The 20,380-nt window shown below is 40.3% G+C and carries 13 protein-coding genes; 9 read left to right on the forward strand and 4 right to left on the reverse strand.

Annotation, left to right across the window (positions count from 1 at the left end; translation table 11 throughout):
• Positions 1–6: 6 nt before the first annotated feature.
• Both K0S23_RS15885 and K0S23_RS15890 read right to left on the reverse strand, forming a co-directional pair.
• On the reverse strand, positions 7–2,727 hold the full coding sequence (locus K0S23_RS15885) for a TonB-dependent receptor plug domain-containing protein (protein WP_300359464.1): 2,721 nt from the start codon (positions 2,725–2,727) through the stop codon (positions 7–9).
• Between the two features lie 46 nt (positions 2,728–2,773).
• Positions 2,774–3,823: a T9SS type A sorting domain-containing protein gene (locus K0S23_RS15890; protein ID WP_300359467.1), complete on the reverse strand. Its 1,050-nt coding sequence runs from the start codon at positions 3,821–3,823 to the stop codon at positions 2,774–2,776.
• Between the two features lie 402 nt (positions 3,824–4,225).
• On the opposite strand from K0S23_RS15890, the gene K0S23_RS15895 reads away from it, so the two are divergent.
• The 3 genes from K0S23_RS15895 (at position 4,226) to K0S23_RS15905 (ending at position 9,282) form a co-directional block, all read left to right on the forward strand.
• Positions 4,226–6,388, forward strand: coding sequence for a S9 family peptidase (locus tag K0S23_RS15895; RefSeq protein ID WP_300359470.1), 2,163 nt, complete (start codon positions 4,226–4,228; stop codon positions 6,386–6,388).
• 176 nt (positions 6,389–6,564) lie between these two features.
• Positions 6,565–7,854, forward strand: a complete 1,290-nt coding sequence (locus K0S23_RS15900) for a citrate synthase (protein ID WP_300359473.1) — start codon at positions 6,565–6,567, stop codon at positions 7,852–7,854.
• Between the two features lie 384 nt (positions 7,855–8,238).
• Positions 8,239–9,282, forward strand: coding sequence for a T9SS type A sorting domain-containing protein (locus K0S23_RS15905; RefSeq protein WP_300359475.1), 1,044 nt, complete (start codon positions 8,239–8,241; stop codon positions 9,280–9,282).
• Here K0S23_RS15905 and K0S23_RS15910 read toward each other — a convergent pair.
• Entirely contained in the window at positions 9,279–10,427 is a 1,149-nt protein-coding gene (locus K0S23_RS15910) for a THUMP domain-containing protein (protein WP_300359477.1), read from the reverse strand. The two genes, K0S23_RS15905 and K0S23_RS15910, sit on opposite strands and share 4 nt — an antisense overlap.
• Before the next feature lie 118 nt (positions 10,428–10,545).
• Between K0S23_RS15910 and K0S23_RS15915 the strand changes: the two genes are divergently transcribed.
• From K0S23_RS15915 to priA, 4 genes are all read left to right on the forward strand, one after another.
• The gene (locus tag K0S23_RS15915) at positions 10,546–12,834 is read left to right on the forward strand and encodes a patatin-like phospholipase family protein (RefSeq protein WP_300359479.1); all 2,289 of its coding nucleotides are present in this window, start codon (positions 10,546–10,548) and stop codon (positions 12,832–12,834) included.
• A 123-nt stretch (positions 12,835–12,957) separates the two neighbouring features.
• Positions 12,958–14,025: a VOC family protein gene (locus K0S23_RS15920; RefSeq protein WP_300359481.1), complete on the forward strand. Its 1,068-nt coding sequence runs from the start codon at positions 12,958–12,960 to the stop codon at positions 14,023–14,025.
• Positions 14,026–14,103: 78 nt separating this feature from the next.
• Positions 14,104–15,258 (forward strand): hypothetical protein, encoded by a 1,155-nt coding sequence (locus K0S23_RS15925; RefSeq protein ID WP_300359484.1) that lies wholly within the window; start codon positions 14,104–14,106, stop codon positions 15,256–15,258.
• A 212-nt stretch (positions 15,259–15,470) separates the two neighbouring features.
• Positions 15,471–17,954 carry a primosomal protein N' gene (priA, locus tag K0S23_RS15930; RefSeq protein WP_300359487.1) on the forward strand — a complete coding sequence of 828 codons (2,484 nt, stop codon included), beginning with the start codon at positions 15,471–15,473 and terminating at the stop codon, positions 17,952–17,954.
• On the opposite strand, the gene K0S23_RS15935 is transcribed toward priA, so the two are convergent.
• Positions 17,951–18,820 carry a sigma-70 family RNA polymerase sigma factor gene (locus K0S23_RS15935; RefSeq protein ID WP_300359489.1) on the reverse strand — a complete coding sequence of 290 codons (870 nt, stop codon included), beginning with the start codon at positions 18,818–18,820 and terminating at the stop codon, positions 17,951–17,953. The genes priA and K0S23_RS15935 overlap by 4 nt on opposite strands.
• Before the next feature lie 180 nt (positions 18,821–19,000).
• Between K0S23_RS15935 and K0S23_RS15940 the strand changes: the two genes are divergently transcribed.
• Both K0S23_RS15940 and K0S23_RS15945 read left to right on the forward strand, forming a co-directional pair.
• Positions 19,001–19,468, forward strand: a complete 468-nt coding sequence (locus K0S23_RS15940; RefSeq protein ID WP_300359491.1) for a low molecular weight protein-tyrosine-phosphatase — start codon at positions 19,001–19,003, stop codon at positions 19,466–19,468.
• Positions 19,468–20,178: an SAM-dependent methyltransferase gene (locus K0S23_RS15945; RefSeq protein ID WP_300359493.1), complete on the forward strand. Its 711-nt coding sequence runs from the start codon at positions 19,468–19,470 to the stop codon at positions 20,176–20,178. Before K0S23_RS15940 ends, K0S23_RS15945 begins: the two co-directional genes overlap by 1 nt.
• Positions 20,179–20,380: the final 202 nt, after the last annotated feature.

Raw genomic sequence — 20,380 nt, forward strand, 5'->3', positions numbered from 1 at the left:
TGTTTTTTAGAAATTAATCCCCAATGTCAGGTTAAATCTCAACCCTTGTCCAAACACCACAGAAGCTGACTGTGCATCCGCATTAAATGGAGCATAATAACTATCAGTGGCATCAGCCATGAATTTTGTATTCAATACATTTGAAACCATTGCATTGAAGAAAAGATTTACTTTTTTGATATTCATGGAGTATCCTGCAAAAGCATTCAACAAACCATAGGAAGGTAATTTCCAGGCTTCTCTTCGGGCATCGGCGCCTTGGAGATAGAATGGATTAAATGCTGCATAGTATCTGTCGAACCACTGGTATTGCACTTTGAAATACAATTTTTTTATCGGTTCGTATCTCAGACTGAAATTCAGCATTGTTTGAGCAGCATCCCCAACATGAACCCCTTTTGCATCGAACGTGAAGCTGTAATCCAATTCCGGCACATAAAACGTTTCTGATGAATTCCATGTCCAATCGCCTAAAGAAAGCATTGCTTCAGCCTGAAGATTTTTAAAAATGTTATACGCAACATCTATCTCACCTCCGTAATGAATTGCATCCATTCCATTAATATTCAAATAAATGGTTGCAGTAGGATCATTTGGATCCGGAATTGCTACTCCAAATGGAAACGGTTTATTCTTCCAATTGGTAAAATATCCGTTGACATTTACACCAAAATATTTGTTGGAGAAACTATATCCCAATTCCACTGCCTGAATAACCTCATTCTTAATTTCCCTAAAGAAACTGTTCGTATTGTTATCAATAACATTACTAAATTGCGGTGTACGCGATAAATATCCTAAGTTTGCGTATAATTTTGAATTTTCATTCAAAATATAGCTTACTCCGGCTTTCACTGTTCCTCCGGGAATACTTTTCCAATCAGTTGCAAAATATTCCAATCCCGGAGAAGATGCCGTATAGGTATTTCCATTGTATTCAATAGTATCATTAGCACCGATACGTAAAGTTGTATCTCCCAAATCCAATACCTTTTTCTGGAAATAGTCAACTCCTTTATAAGCGTTAATAACTCCCGAAAGATTTAAAAAGGCTGTCCATCTGTTACCGGAGTATTCAACAGAACCAAAAACTCCTCCCCACTGTACGAAACCATCACGGTCATTATTGTATGTATTCAAAGCAATTTTATCTCCCTTTCGTTTCATCGGATTAGGATCATTGAAGTTACTTGTATTGATATAGTAATCTCCACCGAGCAAATCGGTAATTTCCTGGTAGTGACTTCCTTTGTAGTAACGGTAATCAATACCTCCTGAAACAGTCCACTTCGGGTTTAATTCATATTGAAACTGTCCTAAATATCCTACCCAAAAGTGATTATTTACAGAAGAAATCAATACCTGAGTAGATTTCAATTCCGTCGGGGAATACGCCAAATCAATATTGGGACCTCCGAATAATTGATCCACCTGATTTGCTTTTACAATTGCATCCCAATCAATGTGCCCCTCTTCGGTGTACAACGTTCCGGCTGAGTTTGCCAAGCGCGTACCTCCACCTTTACCGATAGACATATATCCAATATTGGAGATCGATAATTTTTTATTGACCTGCCAAAAATCTTTTAAAGTGATCTGAGGCTTATGATAATAATTTAAACGCTCGTTTTTAATTTCCTGCTTCCCATCCTCATTGGTGATATATCCCCAATGCTGGTTGAAACGAATTCCCCTGTCTTTAATTGCACTTTCATCGATAGTTACCCCCAAATCCTTTGCTACTTGGGAATCCCAGTATTGGATTGGCTGATAAAATGATCGTTGTCCGTGTTTTTGAGGTGCACCGAAAGCAGACAAACTAATCAAATGTTTTTTAATTACTTTTTGAATTTTCCCGTAGTAAAAACCTCCTTGTGTATTGGTTCCTTCTACCCAGCCATCTCCCTGTTTATAAGAACCTGAAAAATTAAAACCCCATCCTTTCTTTGTCCGTCCGGAATTGTAAGAAAGCGATGATCTTAGGAAATTTCCTGTCCCGTACTCTTGTTTGAACGAAAAACCTTTTCGATTGTGCATTCCATTGGTTACAATATTCAGTGAGCCCCCAACAGATGGCATGGAAAGTTTCGTAGCACCTAAACCACGCTGGATCTGTATTTGATTGGTAATTGCATCCAACCCGAACCAGTTTGACCAATACACAGCACCATTTTCCATGTCGTTTACCGGAACTCCGTCAATCAACACACCTACATTTCGCTGATCAAAACCACGAACAGTAATTCGTGCATCTCCGTCCCCTCCTCCGGTTTGCGTAGCATATACTCCTGGAGTTGCATTTAACAACATAGGCAAATCACGTGATCCCAACTCTTCGGCAATTTTTTCCGCTGATATTTTGGTGATCGCGATCGGTGTTTTGCGATCCAAAGAAATATTACCAATAATCCTGATTTCCTCAATTTCGGTACTTCCCCCCAATTCCGGATCAATAATTGTTTCTTTACTTTTTACCGTAAAGTTTATTTTTAGGGTATCATAATCAAAAGATACGACTTCCAATGTGTATTGTCCATAAGGAACGTCCTTAAATTCATAATTCCCATTATCATCCGAAATCGCCTTGAAGCTCCCCCCCATACTGATTAAAGCTCCCGGGATAAATTCTTCCGATACCTTATCTTTTACCGTTCCCCGGACAATGGAAGTCTGAGCAAAGCTTAAAATTGGAAATAACAACGCCAATGTTGTAATAAATCGCAACATATTTATTCAAATAAAGAAGGTCGGAATAAATCCGACCTTATTAAACTTATTTAAGAACTACTCTTTTTGTTAAAACTGCCCCGTTATTATGGGTGATCTGAAGCAAATAAACTCCTCTGTTTGAACCCAACCTAACAGACATAACAGGTGAAGCATTGTTGGAGAAACGGCCTACATGCTTACCAAGTGCATCTATCACTGTGATTTCATTGACACCCTGTGTGTTTTTCACATAAACAATTCCATCATTTGTAGGATTCGGATACAACGAAATCTCCTCGATATTGTTCTCATCAACAGCCAATGGAGTACAATCACAATCATGTGATCCTAATGAAAACCAGTTACCGAACAAAATAGGACCATTAGCCCCTTCAATCGTATCCCCGTTTTGATCCATCACATAGGTAACTGCAGGAATGGAATCCCACTCACCAAGCGGATTAAAGTACGTCGGATTTGCAGTAACCCCTTTTTTAATTGATGACTTACGGATCAAAGAATGATCAAGTGTTAACAAGACCCCAAGACCTGTGTTATGAGGAGCAGTAGAAGACCATGCTCCACCACAACTGGAACAAACCTGTCCTTGCTCATTTGCCGGGTTTTCACCAATTTTTCCGAATACATCAATAATCTGAAAACCGGTTGCAGTAGTAATTGAATTGGTTGAAGCACCTGTTAAAGTTCCTTTCGCTAACAATACGGCGTCGTTTCCATTCCAATAAAACGCATTACTTGTGTTATAAACAGGGCTAAAAAAACCATCTCCCCGTACTTCCAAAGAATCCCAGATCGGGGCTTCCTGATCAGTTCCGTTCGGATCTCTTTTGTCCAAAACAGCTACAAAAACTCCGTGTGCAGGAATAGTTCCGCTTAATTGAACAGCATTCGCATTCGTAGCCGTAGATGAACCATTGGAATAACGAGCAACAAAATACTCACCCAAATTTACTGCCTGACCGGTTGGATTATAAATTTCCAACGCTTTGTTGTTTGACCAACCCTCAACATACTCTGAGATGAAGATTTTTGAACAATCCTGTGCATACGCAACAGAAGATAACATACCTAAGAATAGTAATGCTTTTTTCATAACTTACTGATTATTTGAATTGTAGATAAAGTACTAAGTAAAGGTATAACAAATCCACTCAGCTTGTTTGCTGAAAAATAGCTCCAAATACTTCGGGAGAAGTCTTTGCTATTATGGATGCGTTTCATTTCTATTTCATTATACCAAATGTTTTATTTCTAAATGGTTTCAGTCTGCATCAAACACAGCATCAAGGAGAACATCCAGAAATTTACGAGGCAAAGTTACGCCAAATAATCTATTCTAACATTACATAATTGTTAACAATCAACTAAGGTTATACACGTTACTTTTCATTCAATCAAACTCATATTATACAAGCTGTTAACTATTTTACACCACTCATCAATATTTCACTCGCCCGGAACAGTTTTTGGTTATTTTTGCCCAAAACAACTATGTATGAGAATTAAATTATTCATTTCCTTTATTTGCATCATTTCATTCGGATATGCTCAAAACCTAAGCGTTGAAAGCATTTGGAAGTCGGGTGAGTTTTATCCTAACCGTATTGAAGGCTTTACTGCTCTGAGTGACGGACAATCTTTCACTAAAATTGTCGAAGAAGGCAACAAGTATTTTTTAAAGAAATACCAGTTCAAAGACTACAAAGGTGCAGGAACTGTTCTTGTCAATTTATCAGAAATTAAATTTAACGGTAAAACACTCGAATTTGATGATGTAAAACTGAGTAAAAGCGGAAAATGGTTGTTGGTTCAGACGAATACGAATTCCATTTACAGACACAGCTATTCCACCACTTATTATGCATACAATATCCAGAGTAAAGAAACCCATAAGGTCCATAATTCGGATATCGCGCAAACGCTCGGAACATTTTCCCCGGATGAGACCAAACTGGGATACGTTTCCGGGAATAACTTATTTGTATACGATTTGGTAAATCACTCGAGCAAACAGATCACTTCGGACGGAAAACAGAATAGTATCATCAACGGGACAACTGATTGGGTTTACGAAGAAGAATTTGCGATCACACAAGGGTTTGAATGGTCCCCGGATTCAAAATACGTGGCTTTCATGCGTTTTGATGAAACAGATGTGAAACAATTTCAAATGGCAATGTATGGGAAACTTTATCCTGATGAGTATACTTTCAAGTATCCGAAAGCAGGTGAAGCGAATTCAAAAGTAACATTCCATATTGCAAACGTTGAAACTACAGGAGTTAAGAATGTAAACCTTGGGGAATATGAATACTTGCCGCGCTTTCAATGGTCACCGATCAAAAACGAAGTATTTGTTTCTACATTGAATCGCCACCAAAGCCAGGTTAAATACCACTTGGTTACCAACCCGGAAGCTCCGACAGATCGTATTTTTTACGAAGAGCAAACAGACACTTACCTGGACGCAGACAATGTAATCTTGCTGAAAGACGGGAACGCAATGCTTCGCACTTCTGAAAAGGACGGATACAACCACATTTACCACTTGACTTTTACAGGTAAATTAAGTCAGGTTACTTCAGGCAACTGGGATGTGATCGATTTATACGGTATCGACGAAAAAAAAGGAACGGTATTTTATTCTTCTTCTGAAAACGGCGCTATCAATAAGTCTCTTTATTCCATCAACTGGAAAGGAACGGATAAGAAATTAATTTCGAAAGCTGCCGGATATAACGACGCTGAATTTGCTCCGGGATTCAATTATTTCATCCGCACAAGCTCAACTGCAAACACACTTCCCGTTTACACCCTTTGCGACCGCACAGGAAAAGAATTGCAGGTATTGGAAGCAAATGCGGAGCTTCAGAAAAAACTGGACGGAATGAACTTTAGCAAGAAGGAATTCATGCAGGTTGACGGTGCTGCCGGTAAATTGAATGCATGGATGATCAAACCGGCAAACTTTGACCCGAATAAGAAATACCCTGTTTACTTCAACGTTTATTGCGGACCGGGAAGCAACATGGTTACAAATGATTATGACGGGCCAAACTACCTTTATCATCAGTTGCTTGCACAAAAAGGATACATTGTTTTTTGTGTGGACACAAGAGGAACTCAATTCCAGGGAGCGAAATTTAAAAAATCGACATACCTGCAATTAGGTAAACTGGAAACCGAAGATCTGATCGCAGTTGCTAAAAATCTTCAGAAGGAAACATTCGTTGATCCGAACAGAATCGGTATCATGGGATGGAGTTACGGGGGATTCATGACTTCTTTAGCCCTGACAAAAGGAGCTGATATATTCAAAATGGGGATTGCCGTGGCTCCTGTTACCAATTGGAGAAATTACGACAACATCTATACGGAACGCTTCATGAGAACACCTCAGGAAAATGCAAGCGGTTATGACGACAATTCTCCGGTGAATCATGCCGACAAGCTGAAAGGGAAATTCTTATTGATCCACGGTTCGGCGGATGATAATGTACATTATCAAAACACAATGGAGTTCATTACAGCTTTGGTAAAAGCAAACAAGCAGTTTGATCTCTTTGTTTACCCGAACAAGAACCATGGTATTTACGGTGGGAATACAAGAAACCACCTTTATACAATGATGCTGGAATATACACTGAAAAACCTGTAGTATAACCGCTTCAATTTTACAAACAAAATTCAAGGCCTGCAGATTCTTTTCCGCAGGCCTTTTTAGCTATACCTTTTTACTGAAAAAAAGATTCGCACTTGCACATTATTGTATTCAATTCTTTATTAATTTAGTGCGGCTAATAAAATTGTTAGATAATACTCTTATAGATCATCATGAGCAAAATTGCGAAAATCGAATTGGATGGGAAGGTTTACGAATTCCCGGTTGTACAAGGCACTGAAAATGAATTGGCTATTGACATTTCAAAGCTTCGTCAGGAAACAGGATATGTAACTTTAGACACAGGTTATAAGAACACAGGTGCTACAACAAGTGCCATTACTTTTTTGGATGGTGAAGAAGGAATTCTTCGTTACCGCGGTTATCCTATCGAGCAACTTGCTGAAAAAGCAACTTTTATTGAAGTCGCTTATTTATTAATCTATGGTGAATTGCCAACACAAACTCAACTGGATGATTTCATTTCAAGTATCACGAAACACACCCTGGTACATGAAGACATGAAACAATTCTTTGAAGCATACCCTGCTCAGGCTCACCCCATGGGAGTATTATCATCCATGGTTTGTTCCCTTTCCACATTCTACCCGGAATCATTGGATCCGAACAGAAGCGCGGAGAAAAAGAACAGAACGATCCTGCGCCTCTTAGCGAAATTGCCGACACTTGCTGCCTGGTCTTACAAAAACTCCATGCGTCACCCATTCATGTATCCAAAGAACGAATACGATTACGTAAAGAACTTCTTATACATGATGTTTGCAATGCCAACCGAAGATTACAAAGTGGATCCGGTGGTTGTTGACGCTTTGAATAAATTATTGATCCTTCATGCTGACCACGAACAAAACTGTTCCACATCTACAGTTCGAATCGTTGGGTCATCCCAGGCAAACTTATACGCATCTATCTCAGCAGGTATTTCTGCGCTTTGGGGACCGCTTCACGGTGGTGCCAACCAGGCAGTAATTGAAATGCTCGAAAAAATCCACAACGATGGCGGAGATGTAGACAAATGGGTATTGAAAGCCAAAGACAAAGACGATCCGTTCCGTTTGATGGGATTCGGTCACCGCGTTTACAAAAACTTCGACCCGCGTGCAACGATCATTAAAAAAGCTGCCGATGATGTATTGGAAAAATTGAAGATCAGTGATCCTTTACTGGACATTGCTAAGAAATTGGAGAAATATGCTTTGGAAGATGAGTACTTCAAATCAAGAAGCTTGTATCCGAACGTAGATTTCTATTCCGGAATCATCTACAAAGCATTGGGAATTCCATCTGAAATGTTTACCGTAATGTTTGCATTAGGCCGTTTACCGGGATGGATCGCACAATGGAAAGAAATGTCCGAAGGCGGAGAACCGATCGGTCGTCCGAGACAAATCTACACAGGTGAAAAAACAAGACAATACGTAGAGATTACAAAAAGAGGATAATATCTACTTAAAAATAAATAAGGAGGGGACGCGAAGCATCGCGTCCCCTTTCTTTTTCATAATTCCCATCTGTCACTATAAAATAGTGATCCTGTTTTAGAACCAGGATACCCAAGCTTTATTCCAATATTAAAGTATAAATAAAGCATAGTTAAAGCATAGATGAAGCATAGATATAGCGACGTTTGTATAGTTATTTAACATAGTGAATGTGTATTTAACCACTAATAACCAATCAAGAATCACTAATCTGATTGAATTAAACAAAATCAATTTAGTACACACTCAAACTTATCCGAACCATAATTTACTCGTAAACAAATAGATAGAATTGAAAAGTAGCTTTGTTTCACTATAACGGAATCATAAACTATGCTTACTATAATGAGACGGATTACTTTCATTCTTCAACAATTCAGCGTGATCACACTTCTATGTGTCGCCTTCACTCAAACATCATCTGCCCAGTGTCCTTCCGGAACCCTTGGGGTTACGGGAGCCGGATGTGGCTGTTTATCAGGTTGTAATTTAACGAGCCTGGGCGGACCGAACTGCTCCCCTTCAGTTGGTGGAGACTGTACCGGCGGACAGCGAAGCATGTCGGAAGATATTGTGGTTCCTGCCGGCTGTACCTATACTGTCACGGCAACCATGAGACCAAGAGCCGGCGGGTGCACCTCTTCAGGAGGAGATGCCGGAGACCAGGTAAAAGTGGATATTTCCGGAGGTGGTAAAGGATTTCAAACCGGAAGCTCCAATGCAATCTTGAATGATAGTTATACTTTGGCCGGACCGGGTACCATCCGTGTTTCGGGAACAGCAAATCGCGCAGATGAGATCATTACTTATACCACTACATTCAGTGGAGCTGCCTGTGTAAACTGCATGAGTGTTCTTCCCGTGGAATTAACTTCCTTCCAGGTTTCATTGGAAAACAAAGCCGTTGCATGTGACTGGTGGACAGAAACCGAATTGAATAACGATTTTTTCACCGTAGAACGAAGCCTCGACGGAATTCATTTCGAAGCCATTGCTTATTTAAAAGGAGCCGGAACAAGCCTGGATCCTTTGCATTACAAGATCTATGATTACGATCCTTACCTGGATGTAATAAGTTATTACCGTTTGTCTCAAACCGATTTAAACGGGATTACGCGGCTACATGATACCCGTTCGATCAAACCTGAAAGAACGAATGAATTGACTATCTCCCCGAATCCGTCAAACGGAACCATTAAAATCACGGGGGATTACACTACCCTACTTGGCTCGAAACTGTTTGATACATCCGGAAGAGAAATTGCGCTGAATCATTCTTCCACCGAAATCAACGAGATTACCGTTTCTTCATTACCAATCGGAGTTTACACACTCGTATATTTTGATAATGAAGAAACGATCTCTGAACGTATTATCGTAATTCCTTAATCTTCTGATTTTTCAACTCCCTTTTTCGATCCTTCGTAGATTGAATACTTTCTGAATGAGCATTCCAGGTCGCCGTTGAAAAGTTTGTATTTCTTATCCGGCTTCAATGCAAGGTATTTGAAACCTGCTTCACTGGATGAAATGACAAAGCAGGTATAGCCTAATAGGCGGTGTTTCATAATACTACCCAGTGTTCCATACAATTCCTCAACATCCGTTTCCAGGCGTTCACCATACGGAGGATTGGTTATAAGAACTGCCGGACCTTCCGGAAAAGGAAATTCATCTACTGCGGCATTGTGTACCTCAACAAACCTTCCGAATGAAAATCCGCGGAGATTTCTTTTGGTTTTCATCACCATTTGAGAATCAATATCACCACCGATCAATGTGCACGGAAGTTCTTTGACTACTTTATTGGCTTTTGAATGGATCTCTTCCCATAGATCCGAATCGAAATTAGCCATATTCTTGAACGCATAATGTGTTCTTTCGATGTTTGACGGAATTCCGGCAGCTAACAGTGCAGCTTCAATTAAAATTGTTCCCGAACCGCAAAACGGATCGATCAGGGTTGTTTTCTTATCCCATTCGCTCATACGTAAAAGAGCTGCAGCAACCACTTCATTTAATGGTGCATCACCGGTGGATTGACGATATCCTCTTTGAAACAAAGGCAAACCGCTTGTATTGATTGAAAGTATCCCCTCATTCTCGCGAACATACAAATCAATTACCACTTGTGGCGTTTTCACATTGATATCCGGTCTTTCTCCTTTTACATCCCTGAAATGATCCACGATCGCATCTTTGATCAATAAGAACGGAAACTGGGAATGATTAAAGATGGTCGAATTCACAGCACCTTTAACAGCAAAGGTTTTCCGTACATCAAACAGTGAAGACCAATTGATTTTCGATGCTTCGGTATACAGGTCATTCTCTGTCTTGACAGCGAACTTACGTAACTCAACCAAAACAGAGATCGCACAGCGAACGTGCAGGTTCAGAAAATACACATCTTTCCAGTCGCCTTCAATCTGAACAGCTCTATTCAGTTTTGTACTATCGGGAAATCCAAGTTCATTTAGTTCATCAGCGAGTACATCCTCCAAACCATAAAATGTCTTAAGTACTATTTTCATAAAGCGAATTCAATTATAAGTTGACAAAAGTAGATAAAAGGTAAGAGCTTTTCTTAATAGCAGAGAAATAAAGCAAAACAAGATGCGTTTAGGTAAAAAAAAATTACTTTTGATTTTAATGCAATTAGCAAAGCGACTAACTATAATCTTATTTATAAGCGCCATCCCTTTATTCGTTCAATCTCAAGGGGTTGGAGTCGTATTGAGTGGTGGCGGCGCTTCCGGTTTTGCTCACATTGGAGTCCTCAAGGCATTAGAAGAAAATAATATCCCGATAAATTACATTACCGGAACTTCATCCGGTGCCCTGGTTGGCGCAATGTATGCCAGTGGTTATTCTCCCAAGGAAATTGAAGATTATGTACTAAGCACGAAGTTTCAGCTGATGTCTCAGGGAGCAATTGAACAGCGTTATGAGTTTCTGCTGCGAGAAGACAACGAGAATGCCTCGGGCATCAGTTTCCCTTTTTCGCTGGATAGTCTTTTCAATAAATCATTGCCCACTAATTTTATCCGGCCGGAATTACTTGATTTTGAAATGCTGCGTTTGTTTGGTGCTGGAGGTGCTTCCCACCAATATAATTTTGACAGTCTTTTTGTACCATTCCGCTGTGTTGCGAGTGATATTGTAGCAAAGAAAGGGGTTGTATTTTCCGGTGGACAGCTGAATGAGGCCGTCAGAGCATCCATGACTTTCCCCTTTTATGTAAATCCTATCCGCATTAACGGGGTTCTTTATTTCGACGGCGGGCTATACAACAACTTCCCTTCCGATGTCATGTACAATAGCTTTCCTGTTGATTTTATCATCGGAAGCAATGTTTCATACAATGCCTCTCCACCGACAGAAGATGATTTGATCAGTCAGCTGACAAATATGCTCGTGTCCCACACTTCGTTTAAGATTCCTTGTGAATCCGGAATTATTATCGAACCGAAATCAAAGATCAGCACCTTTGATTTTGAAGGAGTGGATGAAGCAATTGACGCCGGTTATCGATCTACCATCGCTATGATGGACAGCATTAAGAAAATGCTTGATTCCAGGGTCTCAACTGCGGAACTGGATAAGCGCAGGTCAGCATTCAAGGCCAGCGTTCACCCGCTTGTTATCTCAGAAGTAAATACTACCAACAAATTCGGGCTGGATGAGAGTTATGTCCGGAAATCCATTCTAAAGAATAAAAAAGGAGAGTTGATCTCCGGAACCCGATTCAAAAGACGTTATTTCAGAACATATGCCACGCCCCAAATTAAATACCTGTTCCCTACACTGGAAGCAAAAGCAGATTCGACTTACAGTTTGAATATCAAGGTAACCGAATCAAAACCCTTTCGGATTGATCTTGGAGGAATTGTCAGTACGCGGGCAATCAACACCGGTTTTGTTCAGCTCAATTACATGCGGCTGGACCGTTTTGCCAGTACTATCCAGGTCGGTGGTTATTTTGGTAAGTTCTACAACTCGGGAAGAGCAAACATAGATTTGCATTTCCCTTCGTATTACCCTATTTCCGCAAGTATTTACGGAGTTATTAATCGCTGGGATTATTTTAAGAGTTTCACTACTTTTTTCGATGATGAAAAACCATCGTTCCTTGTTCAGAATGAAGCCTATGTAGGTGGCGGAATCAAATTACCGCTTTTCAATAATTCCAAGTTTGTTCTGGATTACAGGCATTTTGAAACCCAGGACCGTTACTATCAGAGTTCGGAATTCACCAATAAGGATACTACAGACAAAACCATTCTGTTTGGGAACACCCTCATCCTGACCCTGGAACACAATTCACTGAACAGGAAACAATGGGCCTCCGCCGGGACACTTGCTCAATTCAAAGCTATTTACAGCGGAGCACAGGAACACAGTGTTGCCGGATCAACTTCGATAGAACATTACGATTACAGAAATGGCCATCATTGGGTTAATATTCGCGGGGAAATTCAAAACTTCCCCCTTAGCACAAAGTATTTTTCCTTTGGGATACACGGATTGGCCAGCATAACAAATCTTTCCCCCTTGAAGAATTACACGGCAACACTTTTAAACATGAATGCATTCCAACCGCTGCCGGATTTACAAACTTATTTTTTCTCTGAATACCGCTCCCCGCAATATATCGGAGGTGGTCTCAATATTATTTTTTCACTCAGAAAGAATATCGACATCCGCTTTGACGGATATTGGTACCAGCCATTCATTTCGATTGCCAAAAACGATGACGGTACATTTGGATATACAAAACCATTCAAAGGAGAATCACAGGTTGCATCCTTATCTGCCATTTATCATTCGCCCTTGGGCCCGATAAGAGCTTCATTGAATTATTTCCCCAAGCAAAAAAGTCCATTGGCCTTCCAGTTCACTTATGGTTTTATCATTTTCCACGAACGGGCATTCCGTTAGAAGAAGCTCAGAAGTTCCAAGAGTTTAACAGTTCAAACTGTTATCCGCTAACTTTGAACTTTTTGAACTATCGATCCTTTTAACTTTCGAGATTACTAGTATCTTCGTATCAAATTTGAAGAAATGACAAAAATCATCTGTGGTATTCAGCAAATGGGAATCGGTGTTCCTGATGTTCAATCAATTTGGAAATGGTACAGGGAACACTTCGGTGTGGATGTTCGCATTTTTGAAGAAGCTGCCGAGGCGCCTTTGATGACACGTTATACCGGTGGAATTATCCACTCCAGAACTGCAACACTTGCACTTTCAATGGAAAGCGGCGGTGGATTTGAGATCTGGCAGTTTACTTCACGCCCGACTGAAAAAAGTACCGAACAGATCATCTTGGGTGATTTTGGATTATATGCCTGCCGGATCAAATCGAGAGACGTAAAAGCTACTTATGATTTCCTGGTAAAAAAGGGTGCCCGGGTTTTATCCGAACCGAAGCAGTTACCAAACGGAAGTTTTCACTTTTTGGTTGAGGATCCGAATGGAAATCTTTTTGATATTGTGGAGGGTTCAGGCTGGTTCATGGACACAAAATTTGAAGGAAAAACAGGTGGTGTTGCCGGTTCAATGATCGGAGTGAGTTCCATAGAAAAAGCACTTCCATTGTATCAGACAATTTTGGGATACGATCAGATTGTCTATGACGTAACAGATACTTTTGATGCTTTTGACAATATTCCCAATGGAAATCATAAAGTTAGAAGAGTATTATTGCAGCATTCACAAGACCGGAAAGGACCATTTGCAAAATTGCTCGGGCCTTCTCAAATTGAATTAATCCAGGCTGTGGAAAGAACAGATGCAAAATCTATCTTTAAAAATCGGTTTTGGGGAGATTGGGGCTTCATTCATTTGTGCTTTGATGTCCAGGGAATGGATGATCTGCAAAAGGAATGCGAACAATTGGGTTTCCCCTTTACTGTTGACTCGGGGAAAACCTTTGATATGGGAGAAGCCGGCGGAAGATTCAGTTACATCGAAGATCCTGACGGTACCTGGATCGAGTTTGTTGAAACTCATAAGGTTCCTGTTATGAAAAAATTAGGCTGGTATATTCATTTGAAGAATAAAAAACCCGGAGCCTTTTTACCTAATTGGATGCTGAGAGCTATGAGATTCAATCGGGTAAAGAATTGATTTAACAGTAGCTTTTGTTGATTTTAATCCTACCTTCTTATGAATTAAAATTGTAATTTTGAGTCAAATTGTATGCTTATGAGATTTCTCCAATTTTCACTTTGTTTCATTATCCTGGCTTCCGCACTTCTAATCTCTTCCTGTGAAGATGATATCGATTTTGCAGGAGACCATGTGGAAACACCCGTTTTATTTGGATTATTGGATAAAAATGATTCCCTGCATTATGTGAAGCTTACCCGGACATTCGGTGGTTCGAATAATGCATTGGAGGTTGCTCAGATCGCGGATTCAAGTTATTTCCAGGACGCGGATATCAAAGTAGAGGAATGGGCTTCATTGCCTCCGAATAATGTAAATACCAAAATCAGAACATGGGTTTTAAAGGATACTATCCTAACGACCAAAGTTCCGGGTGCTTTCTATAGCCCGAATCAAAAAGTATACTATTTCAAAACCGAACCTTTCAACATTTCAAATCAACCGGCTCTTGGAGATCCAAACTTGAATGTGGCTTTGAAAGATGAAGCAACTTACAAGTTAATTGCAACCATCAACGGCGGAGAAATTGTGGTGACAGGTGAGACAGAACTGGTAGCAGGAATGGCAATCACTCAGCCTTCAGCTGCAGGAAGCTATGCTTTTGTTAAAACGGTAAATGGCGTCAAACAATATAATGCACTGAGCCTAAAAGCAAATAACGGGAATGCTGAAGTGGTAGATGCCCGTATCCAGGTCTTTTTCGATGAATATTTCAACGGGGTTCCGGTACAGAAATCATTTACCTGGAAAGTTGGAGAGTTAAACGGAGACCAAATTGTCGGTACGACATCTAATCTTCCTGCCAATGGTGAAACGTTCTACACATTGATTAAAAACAATTGTACGAATGATCCTACAATCACCAAACGTAAATTGACATCGGTTCGATTGCTCATGACGGGTGGAGCAGATGATTTGAGCAAGTACATTTTAGTGAATCAACCAAGCTCTTCCCTGGCACAAAACAAGCCCTCATTTACAAACTTATCACGAGCTGATGGCGGACCAGTAATCGGTATATTCAGCTCAAGAATGACCAACAAACAAGAGAAATTCAATACAAACAGTACTGCCACTCTTGATTATTTATCCCGAAAAGAATTGTCTACAGGTCCAATCACCGGATTATTAATGTTCTGCAGCGACTACCAGCCTGATATTAACAGCGGAGAATTCTGGATTTGTCAATAATATAATTAATTGAAACTTAAAGAATCCCATTTGCAGTAGCAGATGGGATTTCTTTTTTAAGCGAAAACCTTATTAACCTGGCTGATTTATCCTTTTGTCGGATAAGAGTATACTTATCCTTCCTTTCCCCTGGTAATTAATTATTCTGTTTTAAGTTGATCTTATGACCGGGCAAAAGTTCTTTTTTCTTTTTAGTTCATTAAATTTGTTTCATGAGCGAGCGTATTACTCTTTTCGTTGATGTTATCTTACCCATTCCATTAAGCCAGGAATTTACCTACCGGGTTCCTTTTGAAATGAACGACCAAATCCAGGAATACCTTCGGGTCATTGTTCCCTTTGGAAAAGGAAAGCTTTACACGGGAATCATCACGAAAATCCACCAGGAAGCTCCAAAGCTTTACCAGGCAAAATACCTGGAGCACATTCTCGACGAAACACCCATTATCACGAAAAAACAATTTTCTTTCTGGAAATGGATATCACAATACTATATGGCTCCCATCGGGGATGTCATGAACGCAGCACTTCCGGCTAATTTTAAACTGGCAAGTGAAACGAAAATTGTGATTCACCCGGATTTCGATTCGGATAATACTCCCCTAACCGACAGGGAATACCTGGTGGTCGAGGCCCTGGAGATCAAAGAAACCCTGGACTTAAAAGAAATTTCCGAAATAATCGGGATCAAAACGATCCAACCGCTTATTAAAACTCTGCTGGAAAAGAATATTGTACTGACTCTCGAAGAGGTTTCAAATAAGTTTACTCCCAAAACCGGGCTATTCGTTGTTATCCATGAAAATTACCGCTCTGACAGTGTTCTCAATGAACTGTTTGAACAGCTTGCACAAAAAAAGACCACACAGAAACAGGAACAGGTTCTGTTGAAAATATTACAACTTGGAGGCTTTCATTCCGGAGAGGTTACCCCTATTCTTCGCAAATCGCTGGAAGACCAGGGATGCTCTTTATCTGCAATAAACACATTGGAAAAGCAAGGTGTTTTACGTATTGAGCGCTTAGAAATCTCCAGGATCAATTCTTTGGATCAAAGTAAGTTCTCATTCCCGGTACTGAGCACAGCTCAATCCCTTGCTCTTAATGAAATTGAAACCGGCTTCCAGGAAAAAGACACCATCTTACTCCAGGGAATTACAGGTTCAGGGAAAACAGAGATTTACATTGAATTGATTCGAAAAGTTCTGGACCAGGGGAAACAGGTTTTATTTCTCGTTCCGGAGATTGCTCTGACCACCCAGTTGATCCAGCGTTTATCTGCCTATTTCGGAGAAAAGATCGGAGTGTATCATTCCAGATTCAATTCCAACGAGCGGGTAGAGATCTGGAACAAAGTACTTCAAAACGATCCAAAACAGTTCAGGTTGGTTGTGGGTGCGCGTTCTTCGATATTCCTGCCGTTCCAGGACCTCGGGCTGATTATCGTAGATGAAGAACATGAAACTTCCTATAAACAACACGACCCTTCTCCCAGGTACAACGCACGGGATATGGCGATCGTTTTAGCTCATTTCTTCAAAACAAAGACACTTCTAGGTTCAGCAACACCTTCCATAGAAACCTTTCAAAACACACGGGATCAGAAGTACGGACACGTCTTGCTTACCGAGCGCTTTTCACAGGTTCAGCTTCCGGAAATATTGTGTGCGGATATGAAGGAAGAGCGCAGACAAAAAAGCTTAAACGGTCATTTTTCCAAGTTCCTATTGGAAAACATCGTTGAGACTTTAAAAAAACAGGAACAAGTTATTCTTTTCCAGAACAGAAGAGGCTACACTCCTATCTGGACTTGTGAGATCTGCGGTTTCAGTCCGAACTGCATTAATTGCGACACGACATTAAACTACCACAAGCATTCCAATATATTGAAATGCCATCATTGCAGTTACCAAACGAATCCAATAGGAACTTGTCCGGCCTGCGGAAGCAACCGATTGAAAATGCTTGGATTCGGAACAGAGAAAATTGAAGACGACCTATCCCTGATCCTTCCGGACATACGCATTGGAAGAATGGATTTGGATACTACCCGGAATAAGAATAGTCATTTGGAATTGATCCAGGCATTTGAAAACCGGGAAATCGATGTTTTGATAGGCACACAAATGGTAGCAAAAGGTCTTGACTTTGATCACGTAGGTCTTGTCGGGATCCTGGATGCCGATTTAATGCTAAATAAAACGGATTTCAGAGCATTTGAACGTGCTTTCCAGTTAATGACACAGGTTGCAGGAAGATCCGGCAGGAGAAACAAGCGCGGGAAAGTGATCATTCAAACCGGGAATCCGGATCACTGGGTGATTCAAAAAGTGATGGAACATGATTACGATTCTTTCGCAATCAATGAAATCGTGGAGCGGAGAAATTATCATTACCCTCCTTTCTATAAGCTCATTCGTTTTACTTTCAAGCACAGGGACCGCGATTTGGTGGAAGCAGGTGCACTTCATTTCAGTAAATTATTGAAGGAACAATTCCACGAACGGGTATTAGGACCTGAATCCCCGGTTATCGCGAGGATTCAGAACCTATATCTCAAAGAAATTATTTTAAAGATAGAGCACGATGCTCCACAAAAGAAAGTAAAGGAACGCTTACATGAGCTGACGGATCAATTTTTCAGCGTTCCCCATTTCAAACCTATTCGACTAATTGCTGACGTAGATCCCGCTTAACCAAGGTATGATTTAAGCATCCGGCTTCGGGATGTGTGCTTCAAGCGTCGAATTGCTTTTTCTTTTATTTGTCTTACTCTCTCTCTTGTCAGATCGAATAAATCTCCGATCTCTTCCAATGTGAGAGGGTGCTTTCCATTCAGTCCGTAATAGAGTCGAACAACGTCTCCTTCTCTTCCTGACAATGAGGAAAGCGAGCGTTCAATCTCTTTTCGCAAGGACTCTTTCGTTAATTCATTTTCAGGGCTTGGAAGTGAATCATTCGGCAATACATCGTACATGCTTGATGAGCTTTCATCACCGTCTACCAATGGAGCATCCATCGATAAATGCCTTGCTGTATTTGCCAGTGACTGACGAACATCTTCTACTGAGCATTCCAGGTATTCTGCCAATTCATCGGCTGAAGGCGGACGTTCATATTGCTGTTCCAACTCACTATATGCTCTGTTAATTTTATTAATTGTTCCAATTTTATTCAAAGGAAGCCGTACTATTCGGGCTTGTTCAGCCAACGCCTGCAGGATTGACTGACGAATCCACCAAACTGCGTACGAAATAAATTTAAATCCTCTTGTTTCATCAAATCTTTCTGCTGCTTTGATCAAACCTAAATTCCCCTCATTAATGAGATCGGGAAGTGATAAGCCTTGATTTTGGTACTGTTTAGAAACAGATACCACAAATCTTAAATTAGCTTTTGTTAAACGTTCCAACGCCCTCTTGTCCCCCGCCTTAATTCGTTTAGCTAATTCTACTTCTTCATCAGCAGTAATTAATTCAACGCGACCAATTTCCTGAAGGTATTTATCGAGAGATGCTGTTTCCCGATTTGTAACTTGCTTTACAATCTTTAACTGTCTCATGGTCTTTACAATTGATTTACATGAATATAACGATTATAAGATACACATAGTTGTGTTAGTTGGAATCAAAAAATGTTAAATGAATAAAGAGATTGTTTAAACTAACAAATTGTGTGAATCAATGAAGATTTCGGATAATCAAGTTAAAAAAGTAACTTTGCACCCAAATAAACAGGATCTATGCGGGTTTTAATGGTTTGTCTCGGAAATATATGTCGTTCGCCTATGGCTGACGGCTGGCTTAGACATAAGGTGAAATTACTTGATTTATCAATCGAGGTTGATTCGGCGGGAACGGCAAATTATCATGTAGGGAAGGAACCGGATCACCGTATGCGAAGAATTTCGTTGGAATATGGTGTTTCAATTGATGAATTGAGAGCCCGTCAGTTTTCCGTTGCGGATTTTGACAATTATGACGTTATCTTTGCAATGGATAAAAGCAATGAGCAAGATATTCTGCGTTTAGCACGAAATGAAAATGATAAGCAGAAGGTAAAGCTTTTTTTAAACGAATTATATCCGGACCAGGATTTAGAAGTTCCCGATCCCTATTACGGAACCGATGCTAATTTCAAAGAAGTGATTGAATTACTGGATCAGGCAACGAATGCATTTTTAATAAACAACCAATTAATACAAAACTAATGAGTGCCGGTAATTTATACCTTATTCCCAATACGCTTGGAGGCGAATCCACTGAGGATATTATTCCTCAAAAAGTAGCTGAAATTGCCAGTGAACTTCGTGTTTTTGCAGTGGAAGACATTAAATCCGCACGCAGGTTGCTTCGTAAAATAGACCGGACTTTTCCAATCGACGAATCAGAGTTTTTTGTACTTAACAAAGCTACAGCAGCAAGCGAAGTCTATCACCTGATCAAGGCCATGAAAGCGGGAAAAAGTGTTGGAATCATCAGTGAAGCAGGTTGTGCCGGAATTGCAGATCCGGGGGCTATTTTGGTTTCCCTTGCTCATGAAAATGAGATCCGCGTTTGCCCGACCGTAGGACCAAGTTCTATCCTGCTGACTTTAATCGGAAGCGGTTTTAACGGACAGCAATTTTCATTTCACGGATATTTACCCAAAGAACAAAAGGAACGGATCAGAAAATTGAAGGACCTGGAACAACGGGTAAAAAGAAACGGCGAAACTCAGTTGTTTATGGATACTCCTTTCAGATCCATGCACGTTTTTGAAGATCTACTCAATGTACTGGCAGATGACACCCTGCTTTGCGTAGCTTCCAACCTGACATTGTTCACCGAACGTATTCAAACGAAAACGATCAAAGACTGGAGAGAAAATGCTTACGACGTGAGCAAGCAGCCAACGATGTTCGCATTGGGGAAATTATGAGGATGTTAGGACTTTAGGACATTAGGATATTAGGACGTTAGGATATTAGGATGTTAGGATTTTAGGACTTTAGGACGAAAGACTGGAGACTGGAGACTTAAGACTAGAGACCAGAGACTGAGTCTTAATTCTCTTGTGAAAAATTTAATCCATACCTATTTCAGTCTGCGAGTTTCGTAGTTTGAAAATAAAACACTGCTTC

Origin of the sequence: Fluviicola sp. (genome assembly GCF_029266855.1) — a bacterium.
In the GTDB taxonomy this organism is placed as follows: domain Bacteria; phylum Bacteroidota; class Bacteroidia; order Flavobacteriales_D; family Crocinitomicaceae; genus Fluviicola.

Bases quoted from the DNA above. Each gene is read 5' to 3' on its own strand.
- K0S23_RS15885 (WP_300359464.1), bottom strand. From the start codon at position 2,727: ATGTTGCGATTTATTACAACATTGGCGTTGTTATTTCCAATTTTAAGC.
- K0S23_RS15890 (WP_300359467.1), bottom strand. From the start codon at position 3,823: ATGAAAAAAGCATTACTATTCTTAGGTATGTTATCTTCTGTTGCGTAT.
- K0S23_RS15895 (WP_300359470.1), top strand. From the start codon at position 4,226: ATGAGAATTAAATTATTCATTTCCTTTATTTGCATCATTTCATTCGGA.
- K0S23_RS15900 (WP_300359473.1), top strand. From the start codon at position 6,565: ATGAGCAAAATTGCGAAAATCGAATTGGATGGGAAGGTTTACGAATTC.
- K0S23_RS15905 (WP_300359475.1), top strand. From the start codon at position 8,239: ATGAGACGGATTACTTTCATTCTTCAACAATTCAGCGTGATCACACTT.
- K0S23_RS15910 (WP_300359477.1), bottom strand. From the start codon at position 10,427: ATGAAAATAGTACTTAAGACATTTTATGGTTTGGAGGATGTACTCGCT.
- K0S23_RS15915 (WP_300359479.1), top strand. From the start codon at position 10,546: ATGCAATTAGCAAAGCGACTAACTATAATCTTATTTATAAGCGCCATC.
- K0S23_RS15920 (WP_300359481.1), top strand. From the start codon at position 12,958: ATGACAAAAATCATCTGTGGTATTCAGCAAATGGGAATCGGTGTTCCT.
- K0S23_RS15925 (WP_300359484.1), top strand. From the start codon at position 14,104: ATGAGATTTCTCCAATTTTCACTTTGTTTCATTATCCTGGCTTCCGCA.
- priA (WP_300359487.1), top strand. From the start codon at position 15,471: ATGAGCGAGCGTATTACTCTTTTCGTTGATGTTATCTTACCCATTCCA.
- K0S23_RS15935 (WP_300359489.1), bottom strand. From the start codon at position 18,820: ATGAGACAGTTAAAGATTGTAAAGCAAGTTACAAATCGGGAAACAGCA.
- K0S23_RS15940 (WP_300359491.1), top strand. From the start codon at position 19,001: ATGCGGGTTTTAATGGTTTGTCTCGGAAATATATGTCGTTCGCCTATG.
- K0S23_RS15945 (WP_300359493.1), top strand. From the start codon at position 19,468: ATGAGTGCCGGTAATTTATACCTTATTCCCAATACGCTTGGAGGCGAA.